The 25,177-nt window shown below is 68.6% G+C and carries 28 protein-coding genes; 10 read left to right on the top strand and 18 right to left on the bottom strand.

The window, feature by feature from the left end; translation table 11 throughout:
* The first annotated feature begins 125 nt into the window (after positions 1 to 125).
* Positions 126 to 1,331 (top strand): MFS transporter, encoded by a 1,206-nt coding sequence (locus C3E78_RS08445; protein WP_108577872.1) that lies wholly within the window; start codon positions 126 to 128, stop codon positions 1,329 to 1,331.
* Positions 1,332 to 1,335: 4 nt separating this feature from the next.
* On the opposite strand, the gene C3E78_RS08440 is transcribed toward C3E78_RS08445, so the two are convergent.
* Positions 1,336 to 1,551, bottom strand: coding sequence for a dodecin (locus tag C3E78_RS08440; protein ID WP_108577871.1), 216 nt, complete (start codon positions 1,549 to 1,551; stop codon positions 1,336 to 1,338).
* A gap of 43 nt (positions 1,552 to 1,594) precedes the next feature.
* On the opposite strand from C3E78_RS08440, the gene C3E78_RS08435 reads away from it, so the two are divergent.
* Positions 1,595 to 1,933: a DUF3099 domain-containing protein gene (locus tag C3E78_RS08435; RefSeq protein WP_108577870.1), complete on the top strand. Its 339-nt coding sequence runs from the start codon at positions 1,595 to 1,597 to the stop codon at positions 1,931 to 1,933.
* The gene (locus C3E78_RS08430; RefSeq protein ID WP_108577869.1) at positions 1,926 to 2,117 is read left to right on the top strand and encodes an acetone carboxylase; all 192 of its coding nucleotides are present in this window, start codon (positions 1,926 to 1,928) and stop codon (positions 2,115 to 2,117) included. Before C3E78_RS08435 ends, C3E78_RS08430 begins: the two co-directional genes overlap by 8 nt.
* 8 nt (positions 2,118 to 2,125) lie before the next feature.
* Here C3E78_RS08430 and moaA read toward each other — a convergent pair whose 3' ends face one another.
* Complete coding sequence (gene moaA, locus C3E78_RS08425; protein ID WP_108577868.1) at positions 2,126 to 3,112, bottom strand: GTP 3',8-cyclase MoaA; 987 nt, start codon at positions 3,110 to 3,112, stop codon at positions 2,126 to 2,128.
* A gap of 69 nt (positions 3,113 to 3,181) precedes the next feature.
* Here moaA and C3E78_RS08420 point away from each other — a divergent pair, with 69 nt between their 5' ends.
* A complete protein-coding gene (locus C3E78_RS08420; protein WP_108577867.1) occupies positions 3,182 to 3,961 on the top strand; it encodes an SURF1 family cytochrome oxidase biogenesis protein in 780 nt (259 codons plus the stop codon).
* 15 nt (positions 3,962 to 3,976) lie between these two features.
* On the opposite strand, the gene C3E78_RS08415 is transcribed toward C3E78_RS08420, so the two are convergent.
* The 10 genes from C3E78_RS08415 to C3E78_RS08370 all read right to left on the bottom strand — a co-directional run bounded on the left by C3E78_RS08415 (position 3,977) and on the right by C3E78_RS08370 (position 13,931).
* Positions 3,977 to 5,575 carry an ABC-F family ATP-binding cassette domain-containing protein gene (locus C3E78_RS08415; RefSeq protein ID WP_108577866.1) on the bottom strand — a complete coding sequence of 533 codons (1,599 nt, stop codon included), beginning with the start codon at positions 5,573 to 5,575 and terminating at the stop codon, positions 3,977 to 3,979.
* Between the two features lie 565 nt (positions 5,576 to 6,140).
* A complete protein-coding gene (locus tag C3E78_RS08410; RefSeq protein WP_108577865.1) occupies positions 6,141 to 6,503 on the bottom strand; it encodes a metal-sulfur cluster assembly factor in 363 nt (120 codons plus the stop codon).
* The gene (gene sufU / locus C3E78_RS08405) at positions 6,500 to 6,967 is read right to left on the bottom strand and encodes a Fe-S cluster assembly sulfur transfer protein SufU (RefSeq protein ID WP_108577864.1); all 468 of its coding nucleotides are present in this window, start codon (positions 6,965 to 6,967) and stop codon (positions 6,500 to 6,502) included. The genes C3E78_RS08410 and sufU overlap by 4 nt, the downstream gene beginning before the upstream one ends.
* Positions 6,968 to 6,978: 11 nt before the next feature.
* A complete protein-coding gene (locus C3E78_RS08400) occupies positions 6,979 to 8,235 on the bottom strand; it encodes a cysteine desulfurase (protein WP_108577863.1) in 1,257 nt (418 codons plus the stop codon).
* Positions 8,232 to 9,008 (bottom strand): Fe-S cluster assembly ATPase SufC, encoded by a 777-nt coding sequence (gene sufC, locus C3E78_RS08395; protein WP_108577862.1) that lies wholly within the window; start codon positions 9,006 to 9,008, stop codon positions 8,232 to 8,234. The genes C3E78_RS08400 and sufC overlap by 4 nt, the downstream gene beginning before the upstream one ends.
* A gap of 2 nt (positions 9,009 to 9,010) precedes the next feature.
* Positions 9,011 to 9,331, bottom strand: coding sequence for a non-heme iron oxygenase ferredoxin subunit (locus tag C3E78_RS08390; protein WP_108577861.1), 321 nt, complete (start codon positions 9,329 to 9,331; stop codon positions 9,011 to 9,013).
* Positions 9,328 to 10,491, bottom strand: coding sequence for a Fe-S cluster assembly protein SufD (gene sufD / locus C3E78_RS08385; RefSeq protein ID WP_108577860.1), 1,164 nt, complete (start codon positions 10,489 to 10,491; stop codon positions 9,328 to 9,330). Before sufD ends, C3E78_RS08390 begins: the two co-directional genes overlap by 4 nt.
* Positions 10,488 to 11,948 (bottom strand): Fe-S cluster assembly protein SufB, encoded by a 1,461-nt coding sequence (gene sufB, locus C3E78_RS08380; protein WP_108577859.1) that lies wholly within the window; start codon positions 11,946 to 11,948, stop codon positions 10,488 to 10,490. Before sufB ends, sufD begins: the two co-directional genes overlap by 4 nt.
* Complete coding sequence (locus C3E78_RS08375) at positions 11,945 to 12,640, bottom strand: helix-turn-helix transcriptional regulator (protein ID WP_108577858.1); 696 nt, start codon at positions 12,638 to 12,640, stop codon at positions 11,945 to 11,947. Before C3E78_RS08375 ends, sufB begins: the two co-directional genes overlap by 4 nt.
* A gap of 88 nt (positions 12,641 to 12,728) precedes the next feature.
* Entirely contained in the window at positions 12,729 to 13,931 is a 1,203-nt protein-coding gene (locus C3E78_RS08370) for a DUF2786 domain-containing protein (protein ID WP_108577857.1), read from the bottom strand.
* Positions 13,932 to 14,138: 207 nt separating this feature from the next.
* Here C3E78_RS08370 and C3E78_RS08365 point away from each other — a divergent pair, with 207 nt between their 5' ends.
* Together C3E78_RS08365 and C3E78_RS08360 are read left to right on the top strand one after the other, a co-directional pair.
* A complete protein-coding gene (locus C3E78_RS08365; protein WP_108577856.1) occupies positions 14,139 to 15,182 on the top strand; it encodes a DNA polymerase domain-containing protein in 1,044 nt (347 codons plus the stop codon).
* A gap of 189 nt (positions 15,183 to 15,371) precedes the next feature.
* Entirely contained in the window at positions 15,372 to 16,154 is a 783-nt protein-coding gene (locus C3E78_RS08360; protein WP_235833780.1) for a GTP pyrophosphokinase, read from the top strand.
* Between the two features lie 18 nt (positions 16,155 to 16,172).
* Here C3E78_RS08360 and C3E78_RS08355 read toward each other — a convergent pair whose 3' ends face one another.
* Positions 16,173 to 17,258: an ATP-dependent DNA ligase gene (locus tag C3E78_RS08355; protein WP_108577854.1), complete on the bottom strand. Its 1,086-nt coding sequence runs from the start codon at positions 17,256 to 17,258 to the stop codon at positions 16,173 to 16,175.
* A gap of 71 nt (positions 17,259 to 17,329) precedes the next feature.
* Between C3E78_RS08355 and C3E78_RS08350 the strand changes: the two genes are divergently transcribed.
* The 4 genes from C3E78_RS08350 to C3E78_RS08335 are packed head-to-tail and all read left to right on the top strand — an operon-like array spanning position 17,330 to position 20,688.
* On the top strand, positions 17,330 to 18,244 hold the full coding sequence (locus C3E78_RS08350; protein WP_235833781.1) for an ABC transporter ATP-binding protein: 915 nt from the start codon (positions 17,330 to 17,332) through the stop codon (positions 18,242 to 18,244).
* Positions 18,241 to 19,026 (top strand): ABC transporter permease, encoded by a 786-nt coding sequence (locus tag C3E78_RS08345; RefSeq protein ID WP_108577853.1) that lies wholly within the window; start codon positions 18,241 to 18,243, stop codon positions 19,024 to 19,026. The genes C3E78_RS08350 and C3E78_RS08345 overlap by 4 nt, the downstream gene beginning before the upstream one ends.
* 4 nt (positions 19,027 to 19,030) lie before the next feature.
* Positions 19,031 to 19,927 carry a COX15/CtaA family protein gene (locus C3E78_RS08340; protein WP_108577852.1) on the top strand — a complete coding sequence of 299 codons (897 nt, stop codon included), beginning with the start codon at positions 19,031 to 19,033 and terminating at the stop codon, positions 19,925 to 19,927.
* Positions 19,928 to 19,929: 2 nt separating this feature from the next.
* Entirely contained in the window at positions 19,930 to 20,688 is a 759-nt protein-coding gene (locus C3E78_RS08335; RefSeq protein ID WP_108577851.1) for an inositol monophosphatase family protein, read from the top strand.
* 329 nt (positions 20,689 to 21,017) lie between these two features.
* Here C3E78_RS08335 and C3E78_RS08330 read toward each other — a convergent pair whose 3' ends face one another.
* The 5 genes from C3E78_RS08330 to C3E78_RS08315 all read right to left on the bottom strand — a co-directional run bounded on the left by C3E78_RS08330 (position 21,018) and on the right by C3E78_RS08315 (position 25,125).
* The gene (locus C3E78_RS08330; protein WP_108577850.1) at positions 21,018 to 21,257 is read right to left on the bottom strand and encodes a hypothetical protein; all 240 of its coding nucleotides are present in this window, start codon (positions 21,255 to 21,257) and stop codon (positions 21,018 to 21,020) included.
* A 217-nt stretch (positions 21,258 to 21,474) separates the two neighbouring features.
* Positions 21,475 to 21,882: a hypothetical protein gene (locus C3E78_RS18285; RefSeq protein ID WP_135804934.1), complete on the bottom strand. Its 408-nt coding sequence runs from the start codon at positions 21,880 to 21,882 to the stop codon at positions 21,475 to 21,477.
* A 699-nt stretch (positions 21,883 to 22,581) separates the two neighbouring features.
* Positions 22,582 to 23,190 carry a hypothetical protein gene (locus C3E78_RS08325; RefSeq protein WP_135804935.1) on the bottom strand — a complete coding sequence of 203 codons (609 nt, stop codon included), beginning with the start codon at positions 23,188 to 23,190 and terminating at the stop codon, positions 22,582 to 22,584.
* 163 nt (positions 23,191 to 23,353) lie between these two features.
* Positions 23,354 to 24,133 carry an SDR family oxidoreductase gene (locus C3E78_RS08320; protein ID WP_108577848.1) on the bottom strand — a complete coding sequence of 260 codons (780 nt, stop codon included), beginning with the start codon at positions 24,131 to 24,133 and terminating at the stop codon, positions 23,354 to 23,356.
* Positions 24,130 to 25,125, bottom strand: a complete 996-nt coding sequence (locus C3E78_RS08315) for a polysaccharide deacetylase family protein (RefSeq protein ID WP_159085846.1) — start codon at positions 25,123 to 25,125, stop codon at positions 24,130 to 24,132. Before C3E78_RS08315 ends, C3E78_RS08320 begins: the two co-directional genes overlap by 4 nt.
* Between the last annotated feature and the right edge of the window lie 52 nt (positions 25,126 to 25,177).

The following is a 25,177-nucleotide window of genomic DNA, read 5'->3' as shown; positions in this document are numbered from 1 at the left end:
CATCCTCGATGGCCGGATGAGGTAGCCGTGTGGCGGTCGTCATGGTTCCATAATACTTGAACAGTGGTGACGAGCCGGTAGAGTCACTTAGGTTCCATAATTTTCGAACTATCTTGCGAGCCGACATGACCGTGACCCTCGACGCCCCACCCAGGCGCACCTCTCTTCGCACCTACGGCTTCGCGCTGGCCATCTCCGCCGTCATCGCGATGATGATCGGTGCCAGTGCACCGTCCCCGTTCTACCCGGTCCTGCAGCAGGACCTCGGCTTCTCGGCGTCCACCATGACCGCGATCTTCGCGGTCTACGCCGTCGCGCTGCTGATCGCTCTCCTCGTCGCCGGGTCGTTGTCGGACCACATCGGGCGCCGGCCCGTGATCTCGCTGGGGTTCGTGGTGCTGGCGGCGAGCATGGTCGCGTTCTGGCACGCCGACACCGTCACCGTGCTGTTCATCGCGCGAGTCGTGCAGGGTGTGGCCGCCGGGCTGCTCATGTCGTCGCTCTCGGCAGCGGTGGTCGACCTCGAGCCTGCTTCGCGCCCCGGCTCGGCAGCCACCCTCAACAGCGTCAGCCCGCTCGGCGGCCTGGCGGCGGGCGCGCTGGTAGCCGGTCTGCTGCTCGACCACACGTCCTCGGCCCTGGCGGTCGTGTTCGGCGGGCTCACCACGGTGTACGTGATCATCGCCGCGGCGGTCTGGCTGATGCCCGAGACGTCCCCCCGCACCGAGGGCCTGGCCCAGTCGTTCGTGCCCCGCATGGGCATCCCGCAGGCGGCCCGTGCACCGTTCCTGCGCAGCGCCCCGGCTCTCCTGGCCGGCTGGGCCACCGGCGGCCTCTACCTCTCCCTGGGGGCCGCCCTGGTGAGCCAGGAGCTCGGCGGGTCCACGCACCTCGAGCAGGGGCTGGTCGTGGCGGTGCTGACCGGCGTCGGCTCGCTCACCTGCTTCGTGGCGCGGAACCACACGTCGCGGCAGGTCACGATCTTCGGCACGACGGCACTCGCCACGGGGACGGCGCTGACGCTGGGCGCCCTCGCCACCGGCTCCTACTGGAGCTTCGTCGCGGCCGCTGTCGTGGCCGGCTCGGGGTTCGGCGCGTCCTTCTTCGGCATCATGCGATCCATCACGCCGACCGCAGCCCCGCACGAGCGAGGCGAGCTGTTCGCGTCGGTGTTCGTGATCAGCTACCTGGCGTTCGGGATCCCGGCCGTGATCGCCGGCACCGCCGCACCGCACATCGGGCTCGCCGCGACGACGTACGCGTACGGCGGGGCCGTGGTGGTGCTGTCGGCGACCGCCGCGCTGCTGCGCACGTTCGCCGCGAAGGACTGAGGGGTTACTCGTCGTCCTCGAGACGGAACCCGAGCTTCATCGTCACCTGGTAGTGGGACACGTCGGTGTCGGTGATCTGGCCACGGATGCCCGTGACCTCGAACCAGTCGAGGTGGCGCAGGGTCTGTCCGGCGCGCTTGATGCCGTTGTCCACGGCCTCGGTGATGCCCTCCGGGGAGGTGCCGACAATCTCGGTGACGCGGTATGTGCGATCAGTCATGTGCCCATCATGCAGCCTGAGGTCCCCGACGTAGAGTGGAAGGGTGCCTGAACCCCGTGAACCGCGCAAGCAGCAGGTCTTCTCGATCACGTCTGCCGCGGAGTCGCAGACCGCCGATCGCGTCCGTCGCGAGAAGCGGTACGCCATCTCGATGCTCGTGCGCACGGTGTGCTTCGTGGCCGGCGTCGCGCTCGTGATGCAGCCCCTGCCGTGGGCCGCCTTCGGCTGGGTCATGTTCGCCGGCGCCCTCTTCCTGCCGTACGTCGCGGTCGTCTTCGCGAATGCGGGCGTCCGCAAGAAGGGCGACGGGCCGTCGCCCTTCGGCCCCGAGCCGGGCAAGCAGATCGAGGGCCCCCGCTCGACCCCTCTCGACCGTGGCTGAGCCGCTCGTCTGCTCCGCCAAGGGCTGCACCGCCGAGGCCGAGCACCAAATCGTCTGGAACAACCCGAAGCTCCACACCCCCGACCGGCGCAAGATCTGGTTGGCGTGCGCCGACCACGAGCAGTCGCTGCGCTCGTTCCTGGACGCCCGCGGCTTCTACCGCGAGACCGTCCCGCTCGCGTAGCGGCGCGGTCAGCCGCCGATGGCTGACATCGGTCGGTCCGACTGCAGGAACGTGGGGTCGTCGATGCCGTGTCCGGGCAGCTTCGTCATCATGGCCGCCGCCCAGCGCTGCGCGATCTCCAGGTCCGACGCGCCGCTGCGCAGCGCAGCCCGCAGGTCGGACTCCTCCCGGGCGAACAGGCAGTTCATGATCTGGCCGTCCGCCGTCAGGCGCACGCGGTTGCAGTCGCCGCAGAACGGACGGGTCACCGACCCGATGATGCCGACCGTGTGCGGCCCGTCGTCGATCAGGAACTTCTCCGCGGGGGCCGATCCGCGTCCGTCCAGGCCGGTGAGGGTGAAGTGCTCCCCCAGCAGCGCAAGGGTCTCGTCCGCCGTGACCATCGCCTCGCGGTTCCAGCCGTGCTGCGCGTCGAGCGGCATCTGCTCGATGAACCGCAGCTCGTAGTCGTTCTGCATGCACCAGCGGAGCAGGTCGGGCGCCTCACGGTCGTTGATGCCGCGCAGCAGCACGGCGTTGACCTTGACCGGCGTCAGGCCGGCGTCGCGGGCCGCGGCGAGACCGGCGATCACGTCGTGCAGGCGGTTGCGCCGGGTGATCCGCTCGAAGGTCGCCGGATCGGTCGTGTCGAGGCTGATGTTGACCCGGTCCAGGCCCGCCGCGGCGAGCGCACCTGCGGTGTGCTTGAGCCCCAGCCCGTTGGAGGTCATCGCGGTACGGGGCTTGGACGGCAGCGCCTTCGTCGCGGCGATGATCGCCGGCAGGCTGCGGCGCAGCAGCGGCTCGCCACCGGTGAAACGGACGTCACGGATGCCCAGGACCTCCACGCCGATCGTGATGAGCCGGACCAGCTCGTCGTCGGTGAGGGTCTCCTCGGTCGGCAGCCAGTCCAGTCCCTCGGCGGGCATGCAGTACTGGCATCGCAGGTTGCAGCGGTCGGTCAAGGACACGCGCAGATCGGTGGCCACCCGCCCGTGTCCGTCGATCAGCTCCATCACACCATCGTAGGTCCCCGGACCCAGCCCGGCTGAGTGATCTTTGGCGCGACGAACTAACGTCGGGGTGTGTACCGCTTCATGCTGAGCGCGCGCTGGATCGGTTTTGCGATCTTCGTGGTCCTGCTCGCCGCCGTCTGCACCCGTCTCGGGCTCTGGCAGATGCACAAGCTCGAGCACCGTCTCGACCGCAACGACGTCATCACGGCCCACTTCAAGAAGAACCCGGTCGAGCTGACGAAGGCCCTGCCACCGGGCGAGAAGGTCGACGGCACGACGGAGTGGACCCGTGTGACGGCGACCGGCACGTACGACGTCGAGCACGAGGTCACGGTCAAGTTCACGACCCGCGACGGCGCACCCGGTGCGGACGTCGTCACTCCTCTCGTGCTGCCCTCGGGGGACGCCGTCCTGGTCGACCGCGGATGGATGAGCACCGACAACAACGTCGCGCGCCCGGACGTCCCCGCTCCCCCGAGCGGTGAGGTGACGGTCGAGGGCTGGCTGCGGCAGAACAACGGCGCCGGTCCCGGCGCCGTCAAACCGGTCGACGGACAGGTCCGCGCCGTGTCGAGCAAGGGCATGGCGGACTTCGTCCCCTACGACCTCGCCGACGGCTACGTGAACCTGCAGAAGCAGACGCCGCCGGCATCCGGCGACCTGGAGGCCGAGCCGGAGCCCGAGCTGGGCCAGGGGCCGCACTTCTTCTACGCCCTGCAGTGGTGGTTCTTCGCCCTGCTGGCCGTCGTCGGCTACTTCTGGTTCGCGCGCGCTGAGGCGAAGGAACGCCGCAACCCGACGCGCATCGATGGCTTCGCCGCGGCGAAGGACCGGACGCCCGTCAGCTGACGGTGACCGTGACGGTCAGGCCAGCGTGACGAGGTCGAGGTACGACTCGGACCACAGGTCCTCGTCGCCATCGGGCAGCAGCAGCACCCGGTCGGGCTCGAGAGCCCGCACGGCGCCCTCGTCGTGCGACACCAGGACGATCGCGCCCTCGTAGTTGCGGATGGCGCGCAGCACCTCTTCACGCGACGCCGGGTCCAGGTTGTTGGTGGGCTCGTCGAGCAGCAGGACGTTCGCGCTGGACACGATGAGGCTCGCGAGCGCCAGGCGCGTCTTCTCGCCGCCGGACAGCACGCCGGCGGGCTTGGACGTGTCGTCGCCGCTGAACAGGAACGAGCCCAGGACGCTGCGCGCCTCGGTGTCGGTCAGCTGCGGCGCCGTGGCCTGCATGTTCTCCAGCACGGTGCGCGAGGTGTCGAGCGTCTCGTGCTCCTGGGCGAAGTAGCCGACCTTGAGGCCGTGGCCCGGGATGATCTCGCCGGAGTCGCTGGCGAGCGTCCCGGCCAGCATGCGCAGCAGCGTCGTCTTGCCGGCGCCGTTGAAGCCGAGGATGACGACCCGGCTGCCCTTGTCGATCGCGAGGTCGACGCCCGTGAAGATCTCCAGCGAGCCGTACGACTTCGACAGGCCCTCGGCCATGAGCGGCGTCTTGCCGCACGGAGCGGGCTTCGGGAACTTGATGTTCGCGACCTTGTCCTGCACGCGCTCGCCCTCCAGCCCGGAGACGAGCTGCTCGGCGCGGCGCAGCATCTGCTGGGCCGTGGACGCCTTGGACGCCTTGGCGCGGAACTTGTTGGCCTGGCTCGTGAGCGCATCGGCCTTCTTGACCGCGAGGGCACGCTCGCGCTTGCGGCGGGCCTCGTCGGCCTCGCGCTGCTTGACGTACGACTTCCAGCCCATGTTGTAGATGTCGATCGTCGCGCGGTTGGCGTCCAGGTACAGGACCTTGTTGACGGTCTCCTCGATCAGGTCGACGTCGTGGCTGATGATGACCACACCGCCCGAGAACGTCTTCAGGAAGCCGCGCAGCCACGTGACGGAGTCGACGTCCAGGTGGTTGGTGGGCTCGTCCAGGAGCAGCGTGTCCGCGTCGGAGAACAGGATGCGCGCCAGCTCGATGCGGCGGCGCTGACCGCCGGACAGGGTCGACAGGGGCTGCTCCAGCACCCGGTCGGGCAGACCCAGGGCGTGCGAGATCGTGGCCGCCTCGGACTCGGCGGCATAGCCGCCGCCGGCGCCGAACAGCGTCTCGGCCCGCGTGTAGGCCTTCATGGCCTTCTCGGCGATCTCCGGATCGGGCGAGCCCATGTCGAGCTCGGCCTTGCGCATCGCGGTCAGCGCCTCGTCGAGGCCGCGGGCGCCGAGGATGCGGTTGCGCGCGGTCGTGGACAGGTCGCCGGACTTCGGGTCCTGCGGGAGGTAGCCGATCTTGCCGGTGGACGTGATGGAGCCGGCCGCGGGCTGGCCGTCGCCGGACAGCATCCGGGTCAGCGTGGTCTTGCCGGCGCCGTTACGGCCGACGAGACCGACCTTGTCGCCCTTGTCGACACGGAAGGAGACATCGGACATGAGGACGCGCGCGCCGAAGCGCAGCTCCACATTGGAGACGGTGAGCATGAAGAACCTTCGATATGGGTGAGTTGGGGTCGACGGAGCCTGGGCTCGACGTCATTCCCGCTGGTAGAAACTCACCCACCCAGTCTACGCCCCCGCTGAGGGGAGAGTTACGTCCGCCGAGGGGAGAGTTGTGGTGTTTGCGCTCACACACGACTCTCCCCTGACGGGAGCCTTCAGTCCGCTGACGGGAGACTTGCGTCCCCCGACGGGGGACTTGCGGCGTCTCCTGCCACGCAGCGCCCTCAGGCCAGTGCGCTAGAACTTCTCGATTCGCCTCACGCCACGCCTTCGACAACTACCCTGAAGAATCACCATCTGACCCGCTGAGTCAAGAGGTAGGAATCCTCCCCTCCCTCCGGCGCGCAGGAGTCTCCCCTCAGCGGGCGGAACTCTCCCCTCGGCGCGCGGGATGCTCCCCTCACGGGACGGGACTCTCCCCTGGGCGCGCAGGAGTCTCCCCTCGGCGCGCGGGAGGCTCCCCTCACGGGACGGGAGGCTCCCCTGGGCGCGCGAAAGCCTCCCGTCGGGGGACGGGAGGCTCGCGTCAGCGGACGGGGGTCTCCCGTCAGCCGATGTTGAAGCCGAGGGCCCGCAGCATCTCGCGGCCGTCGTCAGTGATCTTGTCCGGGCCCCACGGCGGCATCCAGACCCAGTCGATCCGGAAGTCGTTGACGATGCCGTCGAGCGCGGCGCGCGTCTGGTCCTCGATGACGTCGGTCAGCGGGCAGGCCGCGGACGTCAGCGTCATCGACAGCACGGTGTTGCTGTGCTCGTCGACCTCGGCGCCGTAGACGAGGCCCAGGTCGACGACGTTGATGCCGAGCTCGGGATCGACGACGTCCTTCATCGCCTCGAGGACGTCCTCGGTCGTGGTGGCGCCGGCAGGTGCCGTCGACACCTCGGGCAGGTCGCTGTGATCGGTGGTCATGCGGGATCTCCCGTGGTTGACGAAACGTTGGTGACGAGCGCCTGCGAGACGGCGTCCTTCCAGGCCATCCAGCCGAGCAGCGCGCACTTGACGCGGGCCGGGAACTGGGCGACGCCGGCGAATGCGATGCCGTCCTCGAGGACGTCCTCGTCCGGCTCGACCTTGCCCTTGCCCTGCATGAGCTCGGTGAAGCTGTCGAGGACGGACATGCCCTCGTCGACGGACTTGCCGATGATGAGGTCGTTCAGCACCGACACCGACGCCTGGCTGATCGAGCAGCCCTGCGCGGCGTACGACACGTCGGAGACGGTCTCGCCGTCGAGGTGCACCCGCAGCGTGATCTCGTCGCCGCAGGTCGGGTTGACGTGATGGACCTCAGCCTCGAAGGGCTCGCGAAGTCCAGCCCCGTGGGGGTGCTTGTAGTGGTCCAGGATGATCTCCTGGTAGAGCGAGTCGACGTTCACGAGACCTCCTTTCAGGCTCCGAAGTACTTCTTCGTGTGGTGCAACGCCTCGACGAGCGCATCAATTTCCAGCTCGGTCGTGTACAGGTAGAACGACGCACGCGTCGTCGACTGCACGCCGAACCTCAGGTGCGCGGGCTTGGCGCAGTGGTGCCCCGCCCGCACGGCCACGCCGCGCGAGTCGAGCAGCTGCGACACGTCGTGCGGGTGCACGCCGTCGAGGGTGAAGCTGATCGCTCCCCCGCGCATCACCGGCTCCTTGGGGCCGATGACCGTGAGGCCGTCGATCTCCTGCATGGCCTGCAGCGCGTACGCCGTGATGGCCTGCTCGTGGGCGGCGATGTTCTCCATGCCGATCGAGCTGAGGTAGTCCACCGCTGCGCCGAGGCCGACCGACTGCGCGATCGGCGGCGTGCCGGCCTCGAACCGCGCAGGCGGCGGGGCGTACGTCGACTCGGCCATCGTGACCGTCTCGATCATCTCGCCACCACCGAGGAACGGCGGGAGCTCGGCGAGCAGGTCGTAGCGGCCCCACAGGACGCCGATGCCGGTCGGTCCGACCAGCTTGTGGCCGGTGAACGCGACGAAGTCCGCGCCGAGCGCGGCGACGTCGACGGGGATCTGCGGGACCGCCTGCGAGGCGTCGACGACCACGAGCGCGCCGACCGAGTGGGCCTTGGCGATGATCGTGTCGAGCGGGTTGATCGTGCCGAGCATGTTCGACACCCAGGTCAGCGAGACGACCTTGGTGCGCTCGGTGATCAGACCGTCGATGTCGTCGAGGTCCAGGCGTCCCTCGTCGGTGACGCCGAACCAGCGCAGGGTCGCGCCGGTGCGCTGGGTCAGCTGCTGCCACGGGACGATGTTGGAGTGGTGCTCCATCTCGGTGATGACGACCTCGTCGCCCTCCCCGACCCGGCCCGCGTCGCCCAGCACCCGTGCCACGAGGTTCAGCGCCTCGGAGGCGTTCTTGGTGAAGACGACCTCCTCGCGGCTGGGTGCACCGATGAAGTCGGCGACCTTCGTCCGGCCCAGCTCGAACGCCTCGCTCGCCTCGGCACCGAGCTGGTGCATCGCGCGGGCGACGTTGGCGTTGTGGTGCTGGTAGTGGTCCGCGATCGCGTCGATGACCTGTCGCGGCTTCTGCGACGTGTTGGCGCTGTCGAGGTAGACCAGCGGGAGGTCACCGGACAGGCGGCGGCCCAGGATCGGGAAGTCACCCCTGATCCTGGCGACGTCGTACGCGGTCGTGCCCTCGACGACGGTCACGCCGACGCCACAGCCTCAGCAGCGGCCTTGACGTACTTGTCGTAGCCGTTGGCCTCGAGCTCGTCCGCGAGCTCCGGACCGCCCTGGTCGGCGACCCGGCCGGCCACGAAGACGTGCACGTAGTCGGGCTTGATGTAGCGCAGGATGCGCGTGTAGTGCGTGATCAGCAGCACGCCACGGTCGCCCTGGCTGCTGTAGCGGTTGACGCCGTCGGAGACGACGCGCAGGGCGTCGATGTCCAGGCCCGAGTCGGTCTCGTCCAGGACGGCGAACTTCGGGTTGAGCAGCTCCAGCTGGGCGATCTCGTGGCGCTTCTTCTCACCACCGGAGAATCCCTCGTTGACGCTGCGCTGGGCGAACTCCTTGTCGAGCGTGACCCGCTCGAGCGCCTCGTTGACGTCCTTGACCCAGGTGCGGAGCTTCGGGGCCTCACCGTCGATCGCGGTCTTGGCGGTGCGCAGGAAGTTGGCGACCGAGACGCCGGGGACCTCGACGGGGTACTGCATCGCGAGGAACAGGCCGGCGCGGGCGCGCTCGTCGACCGTCATCGACAAGATGTCGACGCCGTCGAGGGTCACGCTGCCGCTGGTGATCGTGTACTTGGGGTGACCGGCGATCGAGTACGCGAGGGTCGACTTGCCCGAGCCGTTCGGGCCCATGATGGCGTGGACCTCGCCAGTCTTGACCGTCAGGTCGACGCCCCGGAGGATCTCCTTGGCGCCCTCCTCGGTGTCGACCGAGACGTGCAGGTCCTTGATCTCGAGTGTTGCCATGTTCAGCTCCTGGGGGTGGAGAGATCGACCATCACGGTCTCTCCCTCGATCTGGGTGGAATAGGTGGGGACGGCCTCGGTGGCCGGGTAGTTCAGCGGCTTGCCGGTACGGACGTCGAACCGCGAGCCGTGCAGCCAGCACTCGATCTCGCAGCCCTCGACGTCGCCCTCGGACAGCGGGATCGACGCGTGCGAGCACTCGTCGCGCACCGCGTACACGTCCTCGCCGTCACGGACCAGGGCGACCTCGGTGCCGTCGACCTCGACCGCGAGCACGCCCCCGTCGGGGACGTCCGCGAGCTTGGCCACTTCGACGAAGCTCATGCGTCGAGCCGTCCGACGTGCTCGGCGAGCTCGTCCTCGATCGACGCGGTGAGCCGCTCCTGCAGCTCGGGCACGCCGATGCGGCGGATGATGTCGTTGAAGAAGCCGTGGACGACGAGGCGGCGGGCCTCCTCGGCGGGGATGCCGCGGCTCTGCAGGTAGAACAGGTGCTGGTCGTCGAAGCGGCCGGTCGTGGACGCGTGTCCCGCGCCCTCGATCTCGCCGGTCTCGATCTCCAGGTTGGGCACCGAGTCGGCCTTGGCGCCGTCGGTCAGCACGAGGTTGTCGTTGCTCTCGTACGTCAGGATGCCCTCGGCCTCCTTGCGGATCAGGACGTTGCCGATCCAGACCGTGTGGGCCTCGTCGCCCTGCAGCGCGCCCTTGTAGAGGACGTTGCTCTGCGTGCGCGGAGCGGTGTGGTCGACGAAGAGCCGGTGCTCGATGTGCTGGCCCTGGTCGGCGAAGTAGACGCCGAGCATCTCCACGCTGCCGCCGCTGCCGATGTAGTCGGCCGAGGTGCTGGCCCGCACGACGTCGCCGCCGAGCGAGACCGCGACGTGCTTGAGCTTGGCGTCGCGACCGATCCGGGCGTGCTGGGTGACGACGTGGACGCTGTCGTCGTTCCAGTCCTGGACCGTGACGAAGGTGAGCTCGGCGCCGTCCTCGAGGACGACCTCGATGTTCTCGGCCCAGGTGGCCGAGCCGTCGTAGTCGACGATGACGATGGCCTTGCTGAACCGGCCGGCGCGGACGAGCAGGTGGCCGGCGGCCGCCTTCTCGACACCGCCGCCGTGCAGGACCAGCGTCGTGGCCTGCTCGATCTCTGCCTCGGCCGGGATCGTGACCTCGAAGACCGTGGACGCGGCGTCCCAGGCGCGGGCCGACACACGGTCGACCGGCACGTAGCCGGACACGCCACGCGCGGAGTCGGCGGCCGGGACGGACACCGCGGTCACGCCGGGTGCGGCGTCGACCTGGAGCGTGAAGTCCTCGCCGTCCAGCGGCGTGTCCTGGTGGAGGCCGCGCAGACGCTTGAGCGGGGTGAACCGCCAGATCTCCTCACGGCCGGTCGGGACGGGGTGGTCGGCGAGGTCGAAGGACCCCTCCGGGTGAAGATGTGACTCAACTGGAGCAAGCTCCAGGGCTTCGGCGATGCTCAACCGACTGCCCCTTCCATCTGGAGTTCAATGAGACGGTTCAGCTCGAGCGCGTACTCCATGGGCAGCTCGCGAGCGATCGGCTCGACGAATCCGCGGACGATCATCGCCATCGCCTCGTCCTCCTCCATGCCGCGTGACATGAAGTAGAAGAGCTGGTCGTCGCTGAGCTTGGAGACCGTGGCCTCGTGGCCGAGCGTCACGTCGTCCTCGCGGACGTCGACGTACGGGTACGTGTCCGAGCGGCTGATCTGGTCGACGAGCAGGGCGTCGCACTTGACCGTGCTGGCCGAGCCCTCGGCACCCTCGAGCACCTGCAGCAGGCCACGGTAGGACGTGCGTCCACCGCCACGCGCCACGGACTTGCTGAGGATCGAGCTGGACGTGTTGGGGGCGGCGTGCACCATCTTGGCGCCGGCGTCCTGGTGCTGGCCCTCGCCGGCGAAGGCGATGGACAGCGTCTCGCCACGGGCGTGCTCGCCCATGAGGTAGACGGCCGGGTACTTCATGGTGACCTTGGAGCCGATGTTGCCGTCGACCCACTCCATCGTCGCGCCCTCTTCGCAGACCGCGCGCTTGGTGACGAGGTTGTAGACGTTGTTCGACCAGTTCTGGATCGTCGTGTAGCGGACGCGGGCGCCCTTCTTGACGATGATCTCGACGACCGCGGAGTGCAGCGAGTCGCTCGAGTAGATCGGCGCGGTGCAGCCCTCGACGTAGTGCACGTACGAGTCCTCGTCGGCGATGATCAGCGTGCGCTCGAACTGACCCATGTTCTCGGTGTTGATCCGGAAGTAGGCCTGCAGCGGGATGTCCACGTGGACGCCCTTGGGCACGTAGATGAACGAGCCGCCCGACCAGACGGCCGAGTTGAGGGCGGAGAACTTGTTGTCGCCGACCGGGATGACGGTCGCGAAGTACTCCTGGAAGATCTCCGGGTGCTCCTTGAGCGCCGTGTCGGTGTCGAGGAACAGGACGCCCTGGGCCTCGAGGTCCTCACGGATCGAGTGGTAGACGACCTCGGACTCGTACTGGGCAGCGACGCCCGAGACGAGGCGCTGCTTCTCGGCCTCGGGGATGCCCAGGCGGTCGTACGTGTTCTTGATGTCCTCGGGCAGGTCGTCCCACGTCGCGGCCTGCTTCTCGGTGGACCGCACGAAGTACTTGATGTTGTCGAAGTCGATGCCGCTGAGGTCGGAACCCCACGTCGGCATGGGCTTGCGACCGAAGAGCTTGAGGCCCTTGAGGCGGAGGTCGAGCATCCACTGGGGCTCGCTCTTGAGCGCCGAGATGTTGCGGACGACGTCCTCGCTGAGGCCGCGCTGGACGTTGGCACCGGCCACGTCCGTGTCGGCCCAGCCGAACTCGTAGCGCCCGACGTCCTTGAGGCCGGGGTTGGCCTCCTCGATCGCGTTGGGTACGCCGGTGGATGTTGCAGTGGTCTCTGACGTGGTCGTCATGAGGGCAACCTCTCTGCTGGGGTGGAGCTGGGGATGTCTGTGGGGTGTGGCAGGTGGGTCGTGCACACGCCGTCGCCGTGGGCGATCGTGGCGAGCCGCTGGACGTGGGTGCCGAGGAGACGCGCGAACATCTCGGTCTCGGCCTCGCACATCTGCGGGAACTCCTCGGCCACGTGGGCGACCGGGCAGTGGTGCTGGCACATCTGGGAGCCGGCCGGCGTGGTGCCGACCGACGCGGCGAACCCGTCGTTGCTCAGGGCCTCAGCGAGCAGCTGGGGACGCTGGGCCGGGTCGGCCAGCTCGAGCAGCGGACGGTAGCGGTCCTCGAGGTCGCTCAACCGGTGGCGGGCGAACGCCATGACGGCCTCGTCTCCCCCGGTCGCGGCCAGGAAGCGCAACGCCTCGACTGCCAGCTCGTCGTACGTGTTGGCGAACGTCGAGCGCCCCGCGTCCGTGATCGCGAAGACCTTGGCCGGCCGGCCGCGGCCGCGCTGACCGATGATGCGCTGGTCACGCGCCTCCACGATCCCGTCGGCGACCAGCTGGTCGAGGTGACGACGCACTGCTGCGGGGGTGAGGTGCAGGCGCACCGCCAGGTCGGCCGCCGTGGACGGGCCGTTCTCGAGGATGGCCTGCGTGACACGCGTGCGCGTGGGAGCGTCGTCGACCGACACCTTCTCCACGGGCTGCATGTATTTCACAACACCAGTGTGCCGTTATTGATTCCGCCCGTTCAACGAAGGACAGCCTTACTGACGGCGCGGGTGCGGGACGTCAAGGTCAGGAACCGACCATTCCGCCTGGAAGGACGGCCTCGTCGGCGGCACGCGTGCCGGCGTCCCAGCCCCGCGCGTCGAACTGGGTGCGGCGCCCACCCGTCGTCACGTGGGGGAAGAGATGGTCGAACTGCGCGTCGACCGCCTCGGACTGCCGCTGCAGGACCGGGACGAGCGCGCTGCCGTACGTGGCGGCCGCCTCCTGCGCCGACGCGGTCAGCCGGGCGCCGATGCGCAGCGCGTACGCGGTCAGGAACGCCTTGCGGAACCCGGAGGACCGGTCGCTGCCGACGGCGCCCGGCTCGTTGCCCGCGTGGGTCATGGCCCTGGTGGCCTGCACGAGCGCCGACGTGAACAGCATCTCGACCTGGTCGAGGTCGGTGGGCACACCCACCAGGGTCATGCACGAGGCGAAGTCGTTCCACACAGCGCGGGTGCGGTTGGCCCGGGCGATGACGTCGAGGAGCCCGGCCTTCTCCACCGCGTACGGGTGGTGGATCAGCACCCGTACGGCCCGCACGTCGACCGACTGGCCGGACTCGTCGGCCACGACCGCCTCGTCGATCGCGTGCCGGGTCATCAGGTCCTGGGCCTTGGCGGTGAACGCCTCGGCCTCGGCGTCGAACTCGGTGGACTCGGCCTTGGCGAGCAGCGCGCGGATGCGGGTGAGCGTCTTGTCGTGCACGTCGCCGCGGCGGGGCCCTGCCGTGCTGCGCGGTCGCGCCTGGCGTCCCCACTGCGAGGGCGGTGCATCGATCAGGTGGGAGCCGGGCAGGTGACGAAGGAAGTCCAGCGCGACCAACGCCGTCGTCCACTCCGCAACCGACGCCTGCCCGCGGGGTGGGAGCAGGGCGTCCTCGGTGCCGTCACGGCGGGACGCCAGGGCGTCGAGCTGCTCGGTCCAGGACTGCGGAGCCCGTTCGGACGCCCGCGACCGGCGCGCCTCGGCCAGGACCGCACGCGTGACCCATCGGGCCGTCTGGGCCGACGAGCGGCGACGGGTGGCGTGGACGAGGTCGAGGGGCTGCCAGCCGTGCTCCCACGCGGTCGCGATCCGGGGCACCACCTCCTCGACCACGAGGACCGCCGGGTCGAGGGCCGGATCGTCCGTGACTGCGCCCAGCTCGATGAGCTCGGCGATCCTCGGGGCGGCGGCCCGCGGGGACACCGCGGCGTACCTGCTGGCGACGTCGATCAGGGCCGACACGTCCGCCCGACTGAGCCCTCGGGGAACCCCGTCGGTCGTACGACCGGCTGGGGCTGCTGGTGCTGCCCGGCCGGTGCGCGGGTGCGCCCGCCGCCTGGCCTCACGTCGTGCTCGGCTGTTCATTCCCATGCAGCCATCGTCGTGCATGCCTCGGACATCGCCTCCGCGTCATCCACAGCGGGCGCTCTCCCGCCTTAGAGTGGCGACATGGCGAGCGATGCGGTGGAGATCGAGGCAGGTGGGCGATCGGTCCGGGTCTCGAGCCCGACCCGGGTGATCTACGAGGCCACGGACTTCTCCCCCGAGGTCACCAAGGTCATGGTCGCCGAGTACTACGTCGCCGTCGCCGACGGCCTGATGCGTGCGCTGCAGGACCGCCCGGTCGCGCTCGAGCGGTGGCCGAAGGGCGTCCGCGAGGGGATGGTCATGTCCACCCGCGCGGACAGCAACGGGGACGCGTTCTACCAGAAGCGGATGATGCGCGGGGCTCCTCCGTACGTCGAGAGCACGCAGGTGCTGTTCCCGTCGGGCCGTCCCGCGGACGAGATCTGCATGACCGAGGTCGCCGCCGCCGCCTGGGCCGCCCACATGGGGGCCATCACGTTCCACCCGTGGCCCACCCGACGCACCGACAACGACCGACCCGACGAGCTGCGCATCGACCTCGACCCGTTCGGCTCGGCGACGTTCGCCGACGCGGTGCGGATCGCCGCCGTGGCCCGTGACCTGTTCGACGAGCTGGGCATCCGCGCGTTCGCCAAGACCAGCGGCAAGCGGGGCGTCCACGTCTACGCCCGCATCGCCCCGTCCTGGACGTTCACGGACGTCCGCCACGCGGCGATCGCGTTCGCCCGCGAGCTCGAGCGCCGCACCGACGGCGTGACGACGGCCTGGTGGAAGGAGGAACGCGGAGACAACATCTTCGTCGACTTCAACCAGAACTGCCGGGACCGCACGATCGCCTCGGCGTACAGCCTGCGTCCCGCGCCGGGTGCGACCGTCTCGATGCCGGTCACCTGGGACGAGCTCGCGGCCCTCGACGGACCCCGGGCGTTCACGCTGCACACCGTGCCGGACAAGCTCGCCGCCGACGGCGACGCGTGGGCCGGGATCGACGACGTCCACCACTCGCTGGATCCGCTCCTGGAGCTGTGGGCCGCCGACCCGGTCGAGATGCCTTATCCCCCGGAGTACCCGAAGATGCCGGGCGAGCCCAAGCGCGTGCAGCCGAGCAAGGCGAAGAAAGCCTGACGAGCGGGGACGTCATCCCGAGCGTGCTCGGCAAGGACCGCGCGGGATGACGTCCCGGGGGCCCGGCGGGGACGTCATCCCGAGCGTGCTCGCGAGACCACGCACGGGATGACGTCCTGTCTCCGACGCCGTCGGGTGAGACCTGGACCACACAGCCGGCTCATGGGTGTCTTGTCTAGAGTGGCCTTCGTGGACACCACGCCCTCGCGGATCGACCTCGGCAGGCTGCTCGATCGTCCCGGCGATGACTTCACGCACGAGGACTCCGAGCAGCTGCGTCAGGACTTCACGCGCTTCATGATGCGCTACAAGTTCGGCATGGAGGAGATCGTCACCAAGCTGTCGATCCTGCGCGACGAGTTCGCCCACCTCCACGAGACCAACCCGATCGAGAACATCTCCTCACGGCTGAAGAACCCCGACAGCATCCTGGAGAAGATGGGCCGCAAGGACTGCGAGCCGACGTTCGAGTCGATCACCGAGAAGATCACCGACATCGCGGGCGTGCGCGTGACCTGCAGCTTCGTGTCCGACGTCTACCACGTGTTCGAGATGCTCACGAGCCAGTCGGACGTCACCGTCGTCGAGATCCGCGACTACATCGCCGCGCCGAAGCCCAACGGCTACCGCAGCCTGCACGCACTCATCGAGGTGCCGGTGTTCATGAGCGACGGCGAGGTGCCCGTGCTCGTCGAGGTGCAGATGCGCACCATCGCGATGGACTTCTGGGCCAGCCTCGAGCACAAGATTCATTACAAGTATCGCGAGGACGTCCCCCAGTCACTCCTCGACGGCCTGAAGCAGGCCGCGGAGACAGCGACCGACCTCGACGTCACGATGGAACGGCTCCACACCGAGGTCAAGACGTCCGGGCAGCTGCCCGCCGAGCTGCGCCTCGAGCTGCAGGAGGCGACGTCGGACGTCGTCCCGGACGAGGAGTTCGTCGAGCGCCTGCGCCACCTGGACTCCTGACCGGGACCACGCGCAGGGTCAGGTCAGGATCTCGTCGAGGTCGTACTTGGCGACCTCCTCGAGCTGCTCGTACGTGCAGCTCTTCGGGTCGCGGTCCGGGCGCCAGCGCTTGAACTGTGCCGTGTGCCGGAAGCGGTCGCCCTCCATGTGCTCGTAGCCGACCTCGGCGACACGATCGGGTCTGAGCGTGACGAAGGAGAGGTCCTTCGTGCCCGACCAGCGGCTCTGCCCGCCGGGCAGTCGTGACGACGCCTGCGCGTCCGGGTCCTGCCACGCGCCCCACGGGTGGTCGGCGCTGTCGACGACGAGCGGCGCGAGCTCCTCGATCAGCTCCGCGCGGCGTGCCTCGGTGAAGGACGCCGCCACGCCGACGTGCTGCAGGAGCCCGTCGTCGGCGTACAGCCCGAGCAGCAGCGAGCCCAGCAGCGGCCGCTCCTCGGTCGAGGTCTTGTGCAGCCGGTAGCCGGCCACGACCACGTCGGCGGTGCGGGCGTGCTTGATCTTCAGCATCTGGCGACCGTTCGGCGCGTACGCCTTGGCGAGCGGCTTGGCGACGACCCCGTCGAGCCCCGCACCCTCGAAGATGCCGAACCACTCCTCCGCCACCGCGGCGTCCGTCGTGGTGCGGGTGACGTGGACCGGTGCTGACGCCGGGGCGAGCCCCTCCTCGAGCCGTGCTCGCCGCTCCGAGAACGGCGCCTCCATGAACGACTCGTCCCCGAGCGCCAGCAGGTCGAACGCGACGAACGACGCGGGCGTCTGCTCGGCGAGCAGCGTGACCCGCGACGCCGCCGGGTGGATCCGCTGCGACAGCGCGTCGAAGTCCAGCCGGCCGTCGATGGCCAGGAAGATCTCGCCGTCGAGCACGCAGCGCTCGGGGGTCTCGGCCAGGATCGCGGCGACGACGTCGGGGAAGTAGCGGGTCAGCTCCTTCGTGGAGCGGCTCGCGAGCGCGACCTCGTCCCCGTCGCGGAACACGATGCAGCGGAACCCGTCCCACTTCGGCTCGTACGACAGGCCGCCCTCGACCGAGTCCGCGGCCGGCACGCCCTTGACCGACTTGGCCAGCATCGGTCGGATCGGCGGCATCACGGGGAGATCCATGCAGCACAGCCTATGACCGGACTCGCGGACGCGACACCTACACTGTGGGGGTGTCAGAGTCGGCTAAAGAGGTGCCCGCCGTCGAAGTCGTCGACCTCGTCATGCGCTACGGAGCGGTCACCGCAGTCGACGGTCTGAACCTCCGAGTCGAGGCAGGCACCGTCACCGCGATCCTCGGTCCCAACGGCGCCGGCAAGACCACCACGATCGAGACGTGTGAGGGATTCCGCTCCCCGCACGGCGGCACGGTCCGCGTCCTGGGGCTGGACCCGGTCGCCCAGGGACACCTTCTGCGCCCGCGTGTCGGGGTGATGCTGCAGTCCGGCGGGGCCTGGTCCGGAGCGCGGTCGGACGAGATGCTGCGCCACATCGCGTCGCTGCACGCGCACCCCCTCGACGTCGACCTCCTGATCGAGCGCCTCGGCATGGGCTCGTACGGCAGGACGCCCTATCGCCGGCTCTCCGGTGGCCAGCAGCAGCGTCTGAGCCTGGCCATGGCGATCGTCGGACGGCCCGAGCTCCTGTTCCTCGACGAGCCGACCGCGGGCCTGGACCCGGCGGCCCGCCGCTCCACGTGGGAGCTCATCGCCGAGCTGCGCTCCAGCGGCGTGACGACCGTGCTGACGACCCACTTCATGGACGAGGCCGAGGCCCTGTCCGACCTGATCCACATCGTCGACGCCGGGCGCGTCATCGCGTCGGGCACGCCGTCGGCCCTCGCGGCCTCCGGCGCCAAGAACACCGTGCGCTTCACCGCACGAGCGGGCCTCGACCTCGAGAACCTGATGCTCGACCTCCCCCACGACACGAAGGTCGACGAGATCGCGCCGGGCTCGTACGTGATCGCCGGCGAGGTCGACCCCGCGCTGCTTGCGACGCTCACCGCCTGGTGCGCGGCGCAGGGCGTCCTGACGCACTCGCTGCTCGTCGAGCGCCAGACCCTCGAGGACCGGTTCCTCGAGCTGACCGGGAAGGCCCTGCGATGAGCGCCCCGTCCACGCTCGACCTCAGCCCCCGCCCGGGCGCCGCCCCGCGGGCGGCGATGCTGCGTGCGCAGACCGTGATGGAGCTGCGCCTGCAGGGCCGCAACGCCGAGCAGGTTCTGCTGACGATGGTCATCCCGCTGGTGCTGCTGGTGCTGGGCGCCAAGGCCAGCGGGGTCGTCGACCTGGGGCCCGGCCGCACGATCGACATCATCACGCCGGGCATCCTCGCGCTCGCGGTGCTGTCGACGTCGTTCACGTCCCTCGCGATCGCGACCGGGTTCGAGCGCCGCTACGGCATCATCAAGCGTCTCGGCGCCTCTCCCCTGCCTCGCTGGGGACTGCTGTTCGGCAAGATCGGCGCCGTCGTCATCGTCGAGGTGATCCAGCTCGCGGTGCTGTCCGCGGTCGGCTTCCTGCTCGGCTGGGACCCGCACGGCGGCGTGACCGCGGTGATCCAGATGGTCGGCCTGCTCGTGCTGGGCACGGCGGCATTCGGCTCCCTGGGCCTGCTCATCGCCGGCACGCTGCGGGCGGAGGCCACGCTCGCCCTCGCCAACCTCGTGTACGTCCTGCTGCTCGTCGGCGGTGGCCTGCTGGTGCCGCTGAGCCGTTACCCCGAGTCCGCCCGGCACGTGCTGCAGCTGCTGCCGTCCGGTGCGCTGGGCCAGGGACTGCGGGACACCTTCGCCGGTCACGGACCGACGGCGTTCTCCGTCGTCGTGCTGCTGACCTGGACCGTGTGCGCGAGCCTGCTGGTCTCGCGGACCTTCAAGTGGGAGTGATCTGATGGCACCGACCCTGGGTCTGCGCGACCCCGACCGCACCGTCGTCGAGCGATGGGCGTGGGCCGCCGTGGTGGCCAACGGCTTCATCATCCTGACCGGCGGCCTCGTCCGGCTGACCGGTTCGGGCCTCGGCTGCCCCACCTGGCCCAAGTGCACCGACGAGTCCTTCGTCCCGCACCGCGAGCTGGGCATGCACGGCCTGATCGAGTTCGGCAACCGCCTGCTGACGTACGTGCTGATCGCCATCGTGGTCGCCACGTTCGTCGCGGTGTGGCGCTGGTCCGGCACGAGCCGGCGGCTCCGACAGCTCGCTGCGCTCATCGCCCTCGGTGTGCCGTTCCAGGGCGTGATCGGTGGCATCACGGTGCTGACCGACCTCAACCCGTGGGTCGTCTCGCTGCACCTGCTGCTCTCGATGCTGCTCGTCGCGGCATCGATGCTGCTGGTGTTCCGGGTCCGCGGCGAGGACCGGGTCGGCACGCGGCGACCGCTCGTCATGCTGACGTACCTGGTCTCGTGGGTCGTCGTCTACCTCGGCACGGTCGTCACCGGCAGCGGTCCGCACGCGGGCGACGACGAGTCGCCGCGCAACATGCTCGACCCGCGGCTCATGAGCCACGTCCACGCGTGGAGCGTGTACGTCCTCGTCGGCCTGACGCTCCTGGTGATCTGGAAGGAGTCCGGTCGTGTCCGCGCAGCGGCGGTCGTGCTCCTGGTCGTGGAGCTGGCCCAGGGACTCATCGGCTTCGTGCAGTACTTCAACGACCTGCCCATCACGCTCGTCGCGGCCCACCTGGTGGGCGCCGCGGTGCTGATGGCGGCAGCCACCCGCTTGCTGCTGACCCCCGACCGGGCACCCAGTCCGGCATCCGCACCGAGCCACGACGTCAGGGTGTGACCATGGACGATCTCGACCTCGCCGTCTCCCTCGTCACCGAAGCAGGCAGCCTGGCCGCCGCGATGCGCGCCGAGGGCCTCTCCGCCGAGCAGAAGACGTCGGTGAGCGACGTCGTCACCGCAGCCGACCGTGCCGCGGAAGAGCTCGTCACCACGACGTTGCTGCGCGAACGCGCCGCCGACGGCCTGCTCGGTGAGGAGGGCTCACAGCGCGACGGGACGTCGGGGCGTCGCTGGGTCATCGACCCGGTCGACGGCACCTACAACTTCTTCTCCGGACTGGCCTACTGGTGCAGCGCCCTCGCGCTCGAGGACGCCGACGGCACGGTCCTCGGTGCCGTGCACCAGCCCGTCACCGGCGAGACCTGGCTCGGCGGACGTGACCACCCCACGACCCTCGACGGGGTCCCCGTCCCCCGGCTGGCCGACCGCCCGCTGGCCGAGTGCAGCCTGGCCACGTATGTGCACCCCTCGACGCTGTCCGATCCCGACGTCCGCGAGGTGTGGCTCGCCCTCGTCCAGGGCGCCGCGACGCCGCGCGTCCTCGGCTCCGGGTCGTGCGACCTCGCCGGCGTCGCGGGGGGACGCGTGGGCGTCTGGGCCCAGCACTCGTGCCCCGACTGGGACTGGCTGCCCGGACAGGCGCTCGTGCGCGCCGCCGGCGGACGGGCCGAGGTGGTCGAGCACCGTGGCTACCGATGGCACGTGGCCGGCAACGAGCAGGCCGTCGCCGAGCTGCTCGACCTGCTGCTGCAGTCCTGAGCTCTCGCCACCTGCGGTTCGTCTGCGCCCACCCCACCGGGTCACGATCGAGGCTTGCGCGGGTCCGGGGCGTCCACCTACCCCTCGCCGTCGCCTTCGCGCTCGCACTGGACGCCCCTACGAAGGCGGGCGTCGGCGCTGTCCGGTGGGTCTGAGACGCCGACGCAGGGGCGTCAGGAAATGACGGAACTGTTCGCGAATCGGCTAGTTCGCAGCGCGAGGACGATGCCGGAGACAGGGCGTCGGGCCCGCTCGACGTGGCTCATCAGGGGTGTGCCCGTTGACTTCGAAATGAGTCGTGAAACCGGAGCATTTCGCCCAGTTTGTCGCTACCTGTCGCGCTCGTTATCAACCGGTTTTAAGCTCCACACTCCATGCCGCACACGCCGGGAGGTCATCTGCGCAACGGAAAGCGCCGCGCCCCAGATGGAGCCAATCGCCAAGGCAACGAGCACGCCCTTCAAGAGCGGCATGCTTTCGATGTCGATGACTTGCAGAGCCACAATGACGGGTAGCAGGTACACCGCATACTCGATCCACCATCGTCTGGTCATGACTTCTTTCGCCATCGGCGCTCCTGAATCATGCGTTTCGAGTTTGGTCTGGGACCCCACTAGCCGCAGCAGTTCGCCCATCGAGACGCAGACATCAGTCCCACCCATTCCCGAGTCGAGCGCGGCATTCCACTGCAACCCCTTTATGTCTCCCGATTATCGAACGCCGCCAGCGGCGTTCCCCGCGAAGCACCGGACCCTGCAATCGATGATGCTCTGCGTCGTGCTGACACTAGCTAGCTGGAGGTTCCGGACCGAACCAGTCGTCCGCCTCAGGTATCAACACTGCCCAAAGAGCGCGGAGCTCGGTAGTCGCAACATCTGACTGCCAGGCCAGCCATGCGAGTTCCTTAGAGGAGAACTGCAAATTCTTCACTACACCCCTGTTCACGGTTGAGATCTGGAACTGCCCTTCCTCAGGGCACGCCACGAAGCCGTGCGCCAAGGCGTTTCGCAGTCTGTTCAGCCGAACGAGGACTTCTAGCAGGAATGGCCATCGATCGTTCAACTCTTCGCTTTCCAAGATTGAACGCAGCATGTCGATTCGGACGGTCATGGCGAGCCGACCGAAGACTTGGTCTGCGAGGGTGTCCGCTGCTTCCTGATCACGGGCGTAACGCATCGCCAGCACGTCATTCAACGCCACATCGAGGCTGCGACAAGGCACCTGCAATGCCCAGCAACCACCGGCTCGCCGAGTGGCAACGTCCACTGGACCTAATGGGCGATCCGGGCCGGCATGAGCGGCGTCCGATTTGCGCGGCTGACGAAGCATCCGATGGTCAAAACCACCACGATAAACAGGGTTGCCATGCCTGTGACCCAACCCGCGTCCCGGACCCTGTCAAGATCGGGAGGCACCCCAGCTGGTGAATCGATGTAGTCAAAACCGATCCACCATGCCGCAAAGGACGCCAACGTGCCGACTGCGCTGATCGCAGAGAGAACAGTCGCGCACCCTCTGCAGAACCTCCGCTTTACCGATCCGGCCGACCTGGTGCACACCCAAGTGGTCCAGACCGCGTACGCCAAAATACATAGCGGAACCGGGAAGAGAACGACCAAGAAGAAAGCCCAGTCGAACCAAGAGGTCGTCACGGAGACATGATCCCTCAAGAACCCTTGGACGAACGCGTTTCGTCGCCAAAGGGTAAAGCCGACGCGTGAAAGCAGGCGGCCGCCAGAAGTGAAGCTCACTCATGAAGTCATGCTCGCCACTGTCCAGTTCGCGGGGGCCCAGTTGCGTGGAACCGATTCTGCGTCGATCCCCGCCGAACGGCGAGTTGCTCGGTCTTTGACCCGCAGGTACTGACAAGACGCCGAGGGCTCCTGTCATCGCTCAGCTTGCGCGAACGACGTAGCGCAGACCGTCGACGCGCTCAACGCCACTTTGTCCACCGTGAGCCGCATCGCGTTTGTACTCGAACGTGACCGAATCAACCTCCGCGGCCCCGGGCTGCGTCGGGTTCATGGTCAGCACGAGAAACTCCCCGTCCACGGACTCGGTGCCCCACCTAAGAGTCGTGCCGGAGACGACCGGCCGAGCTTCCCGACAGTACTCGGCGAGCGTTGGTGCATGGACCGCGCCGCCGCCGGCCAGGCCACCGTCAGGAGACTTGCGCGGCAGGCACACCGAGATAGTTGCCGTCGCACCTGCGCTGTTGTTCCGCAAATGCGCTGTGGCCGACCGGAACGTAAGGGTCTCCGGGTCCTCCTTCCCGTCGTACGGGCCCATAAAGCCGACCTGCATCGTGGACTCTGCCAATGGCACCGGTTTCGCCTCAAAGCTGAAGCCGCCCACACGGGGAGCAAGGACGTGAGGATGGTGGGAACGATCGGCGGTTACGCGCCAGATGACGGCCCCTACGACCGCGACGACGAGCCCTCCGACGATCAGGCGCCGCGCAAGAATCGTTCTGCGAGAAGACGGAGCGACAAGGGTGGCCACCGAAGCAGTATGTCGGTTGGTTTACGACGATGCGGACGTTCACCAGTAGTCATCGCATCTACGTGAGGAGCGCTCCTGGCCGCGTCATTTCCCCGCAACTGACCCATCCGCCTGGACTTTGGAATCACCGTCTCGGTGTTGACGCACCTTCACCGGTGATGGATCAGGCGCAACCGCTGACACCGCCATCGACCGGCAGCACGGTGCCGGTGACGTAGGCGGATGCCGGTGACGAGAGGTACAGCAAGGCTCCGACGATGTCGTCGGCCGCGCCGACCCGGGACAGCGGGATGCCTGCGACGATCTCGGCGTGTGCGGCCTCGTCGTCCAAAGCGAACGCGGTCATGTCGCTGCGGAAGGCGCCAGGAGCGATCGCGTTCACCAAGACGTGTTCGTCGGCCAAGGTGGATGCCAGATGGCGTGTGAGCAGGTGGACGCCGGCTTTGCTCGCCCCGTAGGAGAAGTTGTCGAACGGCGATACCCGCAGACCGTCCACCAACCCGACTGAGATGACGCGCGCCGGGTTTGCGGCGGAAGCTGATCGTCGAAGTGCCGGCAGCATGGCGACGGTCAGCTGGAACACAGCCGTCAGGTTGGTCGCCAGCACCTTGTCCCACCCCTTGCGCGGAAAGTCCTCGAGGGGTGCACCCCAGGTCACTCCTGCGTTGTTGAGCAGAATGTCGAGCTTGCCCTCAGCGACCCGGTCGACGGCCTCGACGAGTGCTCGCACTCCGTCAGGTGTGGACACGTCAGCAGGAGCCGCGGTACAGCGCCCGAGCGCGGACAGGGCGTCGGCAGTCCTCTCGCAGGCATCGGCGTTGCGAGACGACACGATGGCGTGGGCTCCGGCTTCGACGTAACCGCGAGCCGCCGTCGCACCGATGCCTCGGGAGCCGCCCGTGATGAGGACCGTCTTGCCTGCCACCGAGAACAGGTCTGTCATTGCTGGAGCACCTCGGGCGACCAGTCCAGGTCTGTGGGTACGAACGTGGCGCCCACGCTCTCAGCTGCCGCGACCAGGGCAGGTCCCAGCACCGCGTTCTCGTCCATGCCTTCGATCAGACAGATCTCGCGGACCTGGTGGAGCACCTGGGGCGGCGTGTTCTCCACGTCGATGCCCGCGTACTCAGCCCACTTTTGGGTCGAGTTGCGGAAGAACCTCGTGACCGTGGGCGCCACGATCTGGTTAGCCGGGTCGGCCATCGCTTCCTCCAGCGTCACGAACTCGACGCCGTGCTCGGCGTACGCCGCGAGGACGTCCCCGTAGCAGTCGCCTGCGACCGGGGTGCCGTGAATCAGGGCGATGTGCACAGGGTCGCGCCCGAACACTGCACGGGCTGCCGCGGCCTGACTGCGGAGAGACTCGACCGCCGTGCTCGCGAAGGTCTTGCGGATCCAGGCTCGACCTTCTTCGTCGCCGGCCACCAGGGTGCGGATGTAGGAGACGAGGAACTGGACGTCGTAGAACCATGTCGTGATGGGAGCGGGGACGTAGCCCCGGCGCGCGAGGTGCAGCTGCACCGCGTCGGTCTTCGCCTGCTCGTCGCCCCACATGTCGAAGGCGTACCGGAAGTAGCGGGTTGGCGCCTGGGCGATCCAGGGCTCGAGGATCCCCATGTTGCGGTCGATGTCGTCGATGTACGGATCGGCCGGCCCCCAGTTGAGGCTCGAGTGCGAGTGTGTGTGCGCCCCGACGTGGTGACCCCGTTCCACCCAGGAGTCCAGGGCCTCCAGCCATTCCGGGTGGTCATCGGTCGGCAGGGTTGACGCGAAGCTGTAGACACCGGGGACACCATGTTCGGCGAACGCGTCGGCCATGGAGGTGGCCACGCCCGCCGGTGAGTAGTCAGGGGGAAAGTCAGCGCCTTTCCACATGAAGGGGTCGTCGACGGTGACAGCGAGCTTGATGGGTCCGTTGGGGGAGATGTTCTGCATGGGGTTCCTCACGACGTGGTGGTGGCAATCACCACTTTCAGCCAGGTGCTGT

It is taken from the genome of Aeromicrobium chenweiae, from assembly GCF_003065605.1.
Taxonomy (GTDB): domain Bacteria; phylum Actinomycetota; class Actinomycetes; order Propionibacteriales; family Nocardioidaceae; genus Aeromicrobium; species Aeromicrobium chenweiae.
The sequence above is the reverse complement of the archived record's forward strand: the minus strand, read 5'-3'. Positions and strand labels throughout refer to the sequence as shown.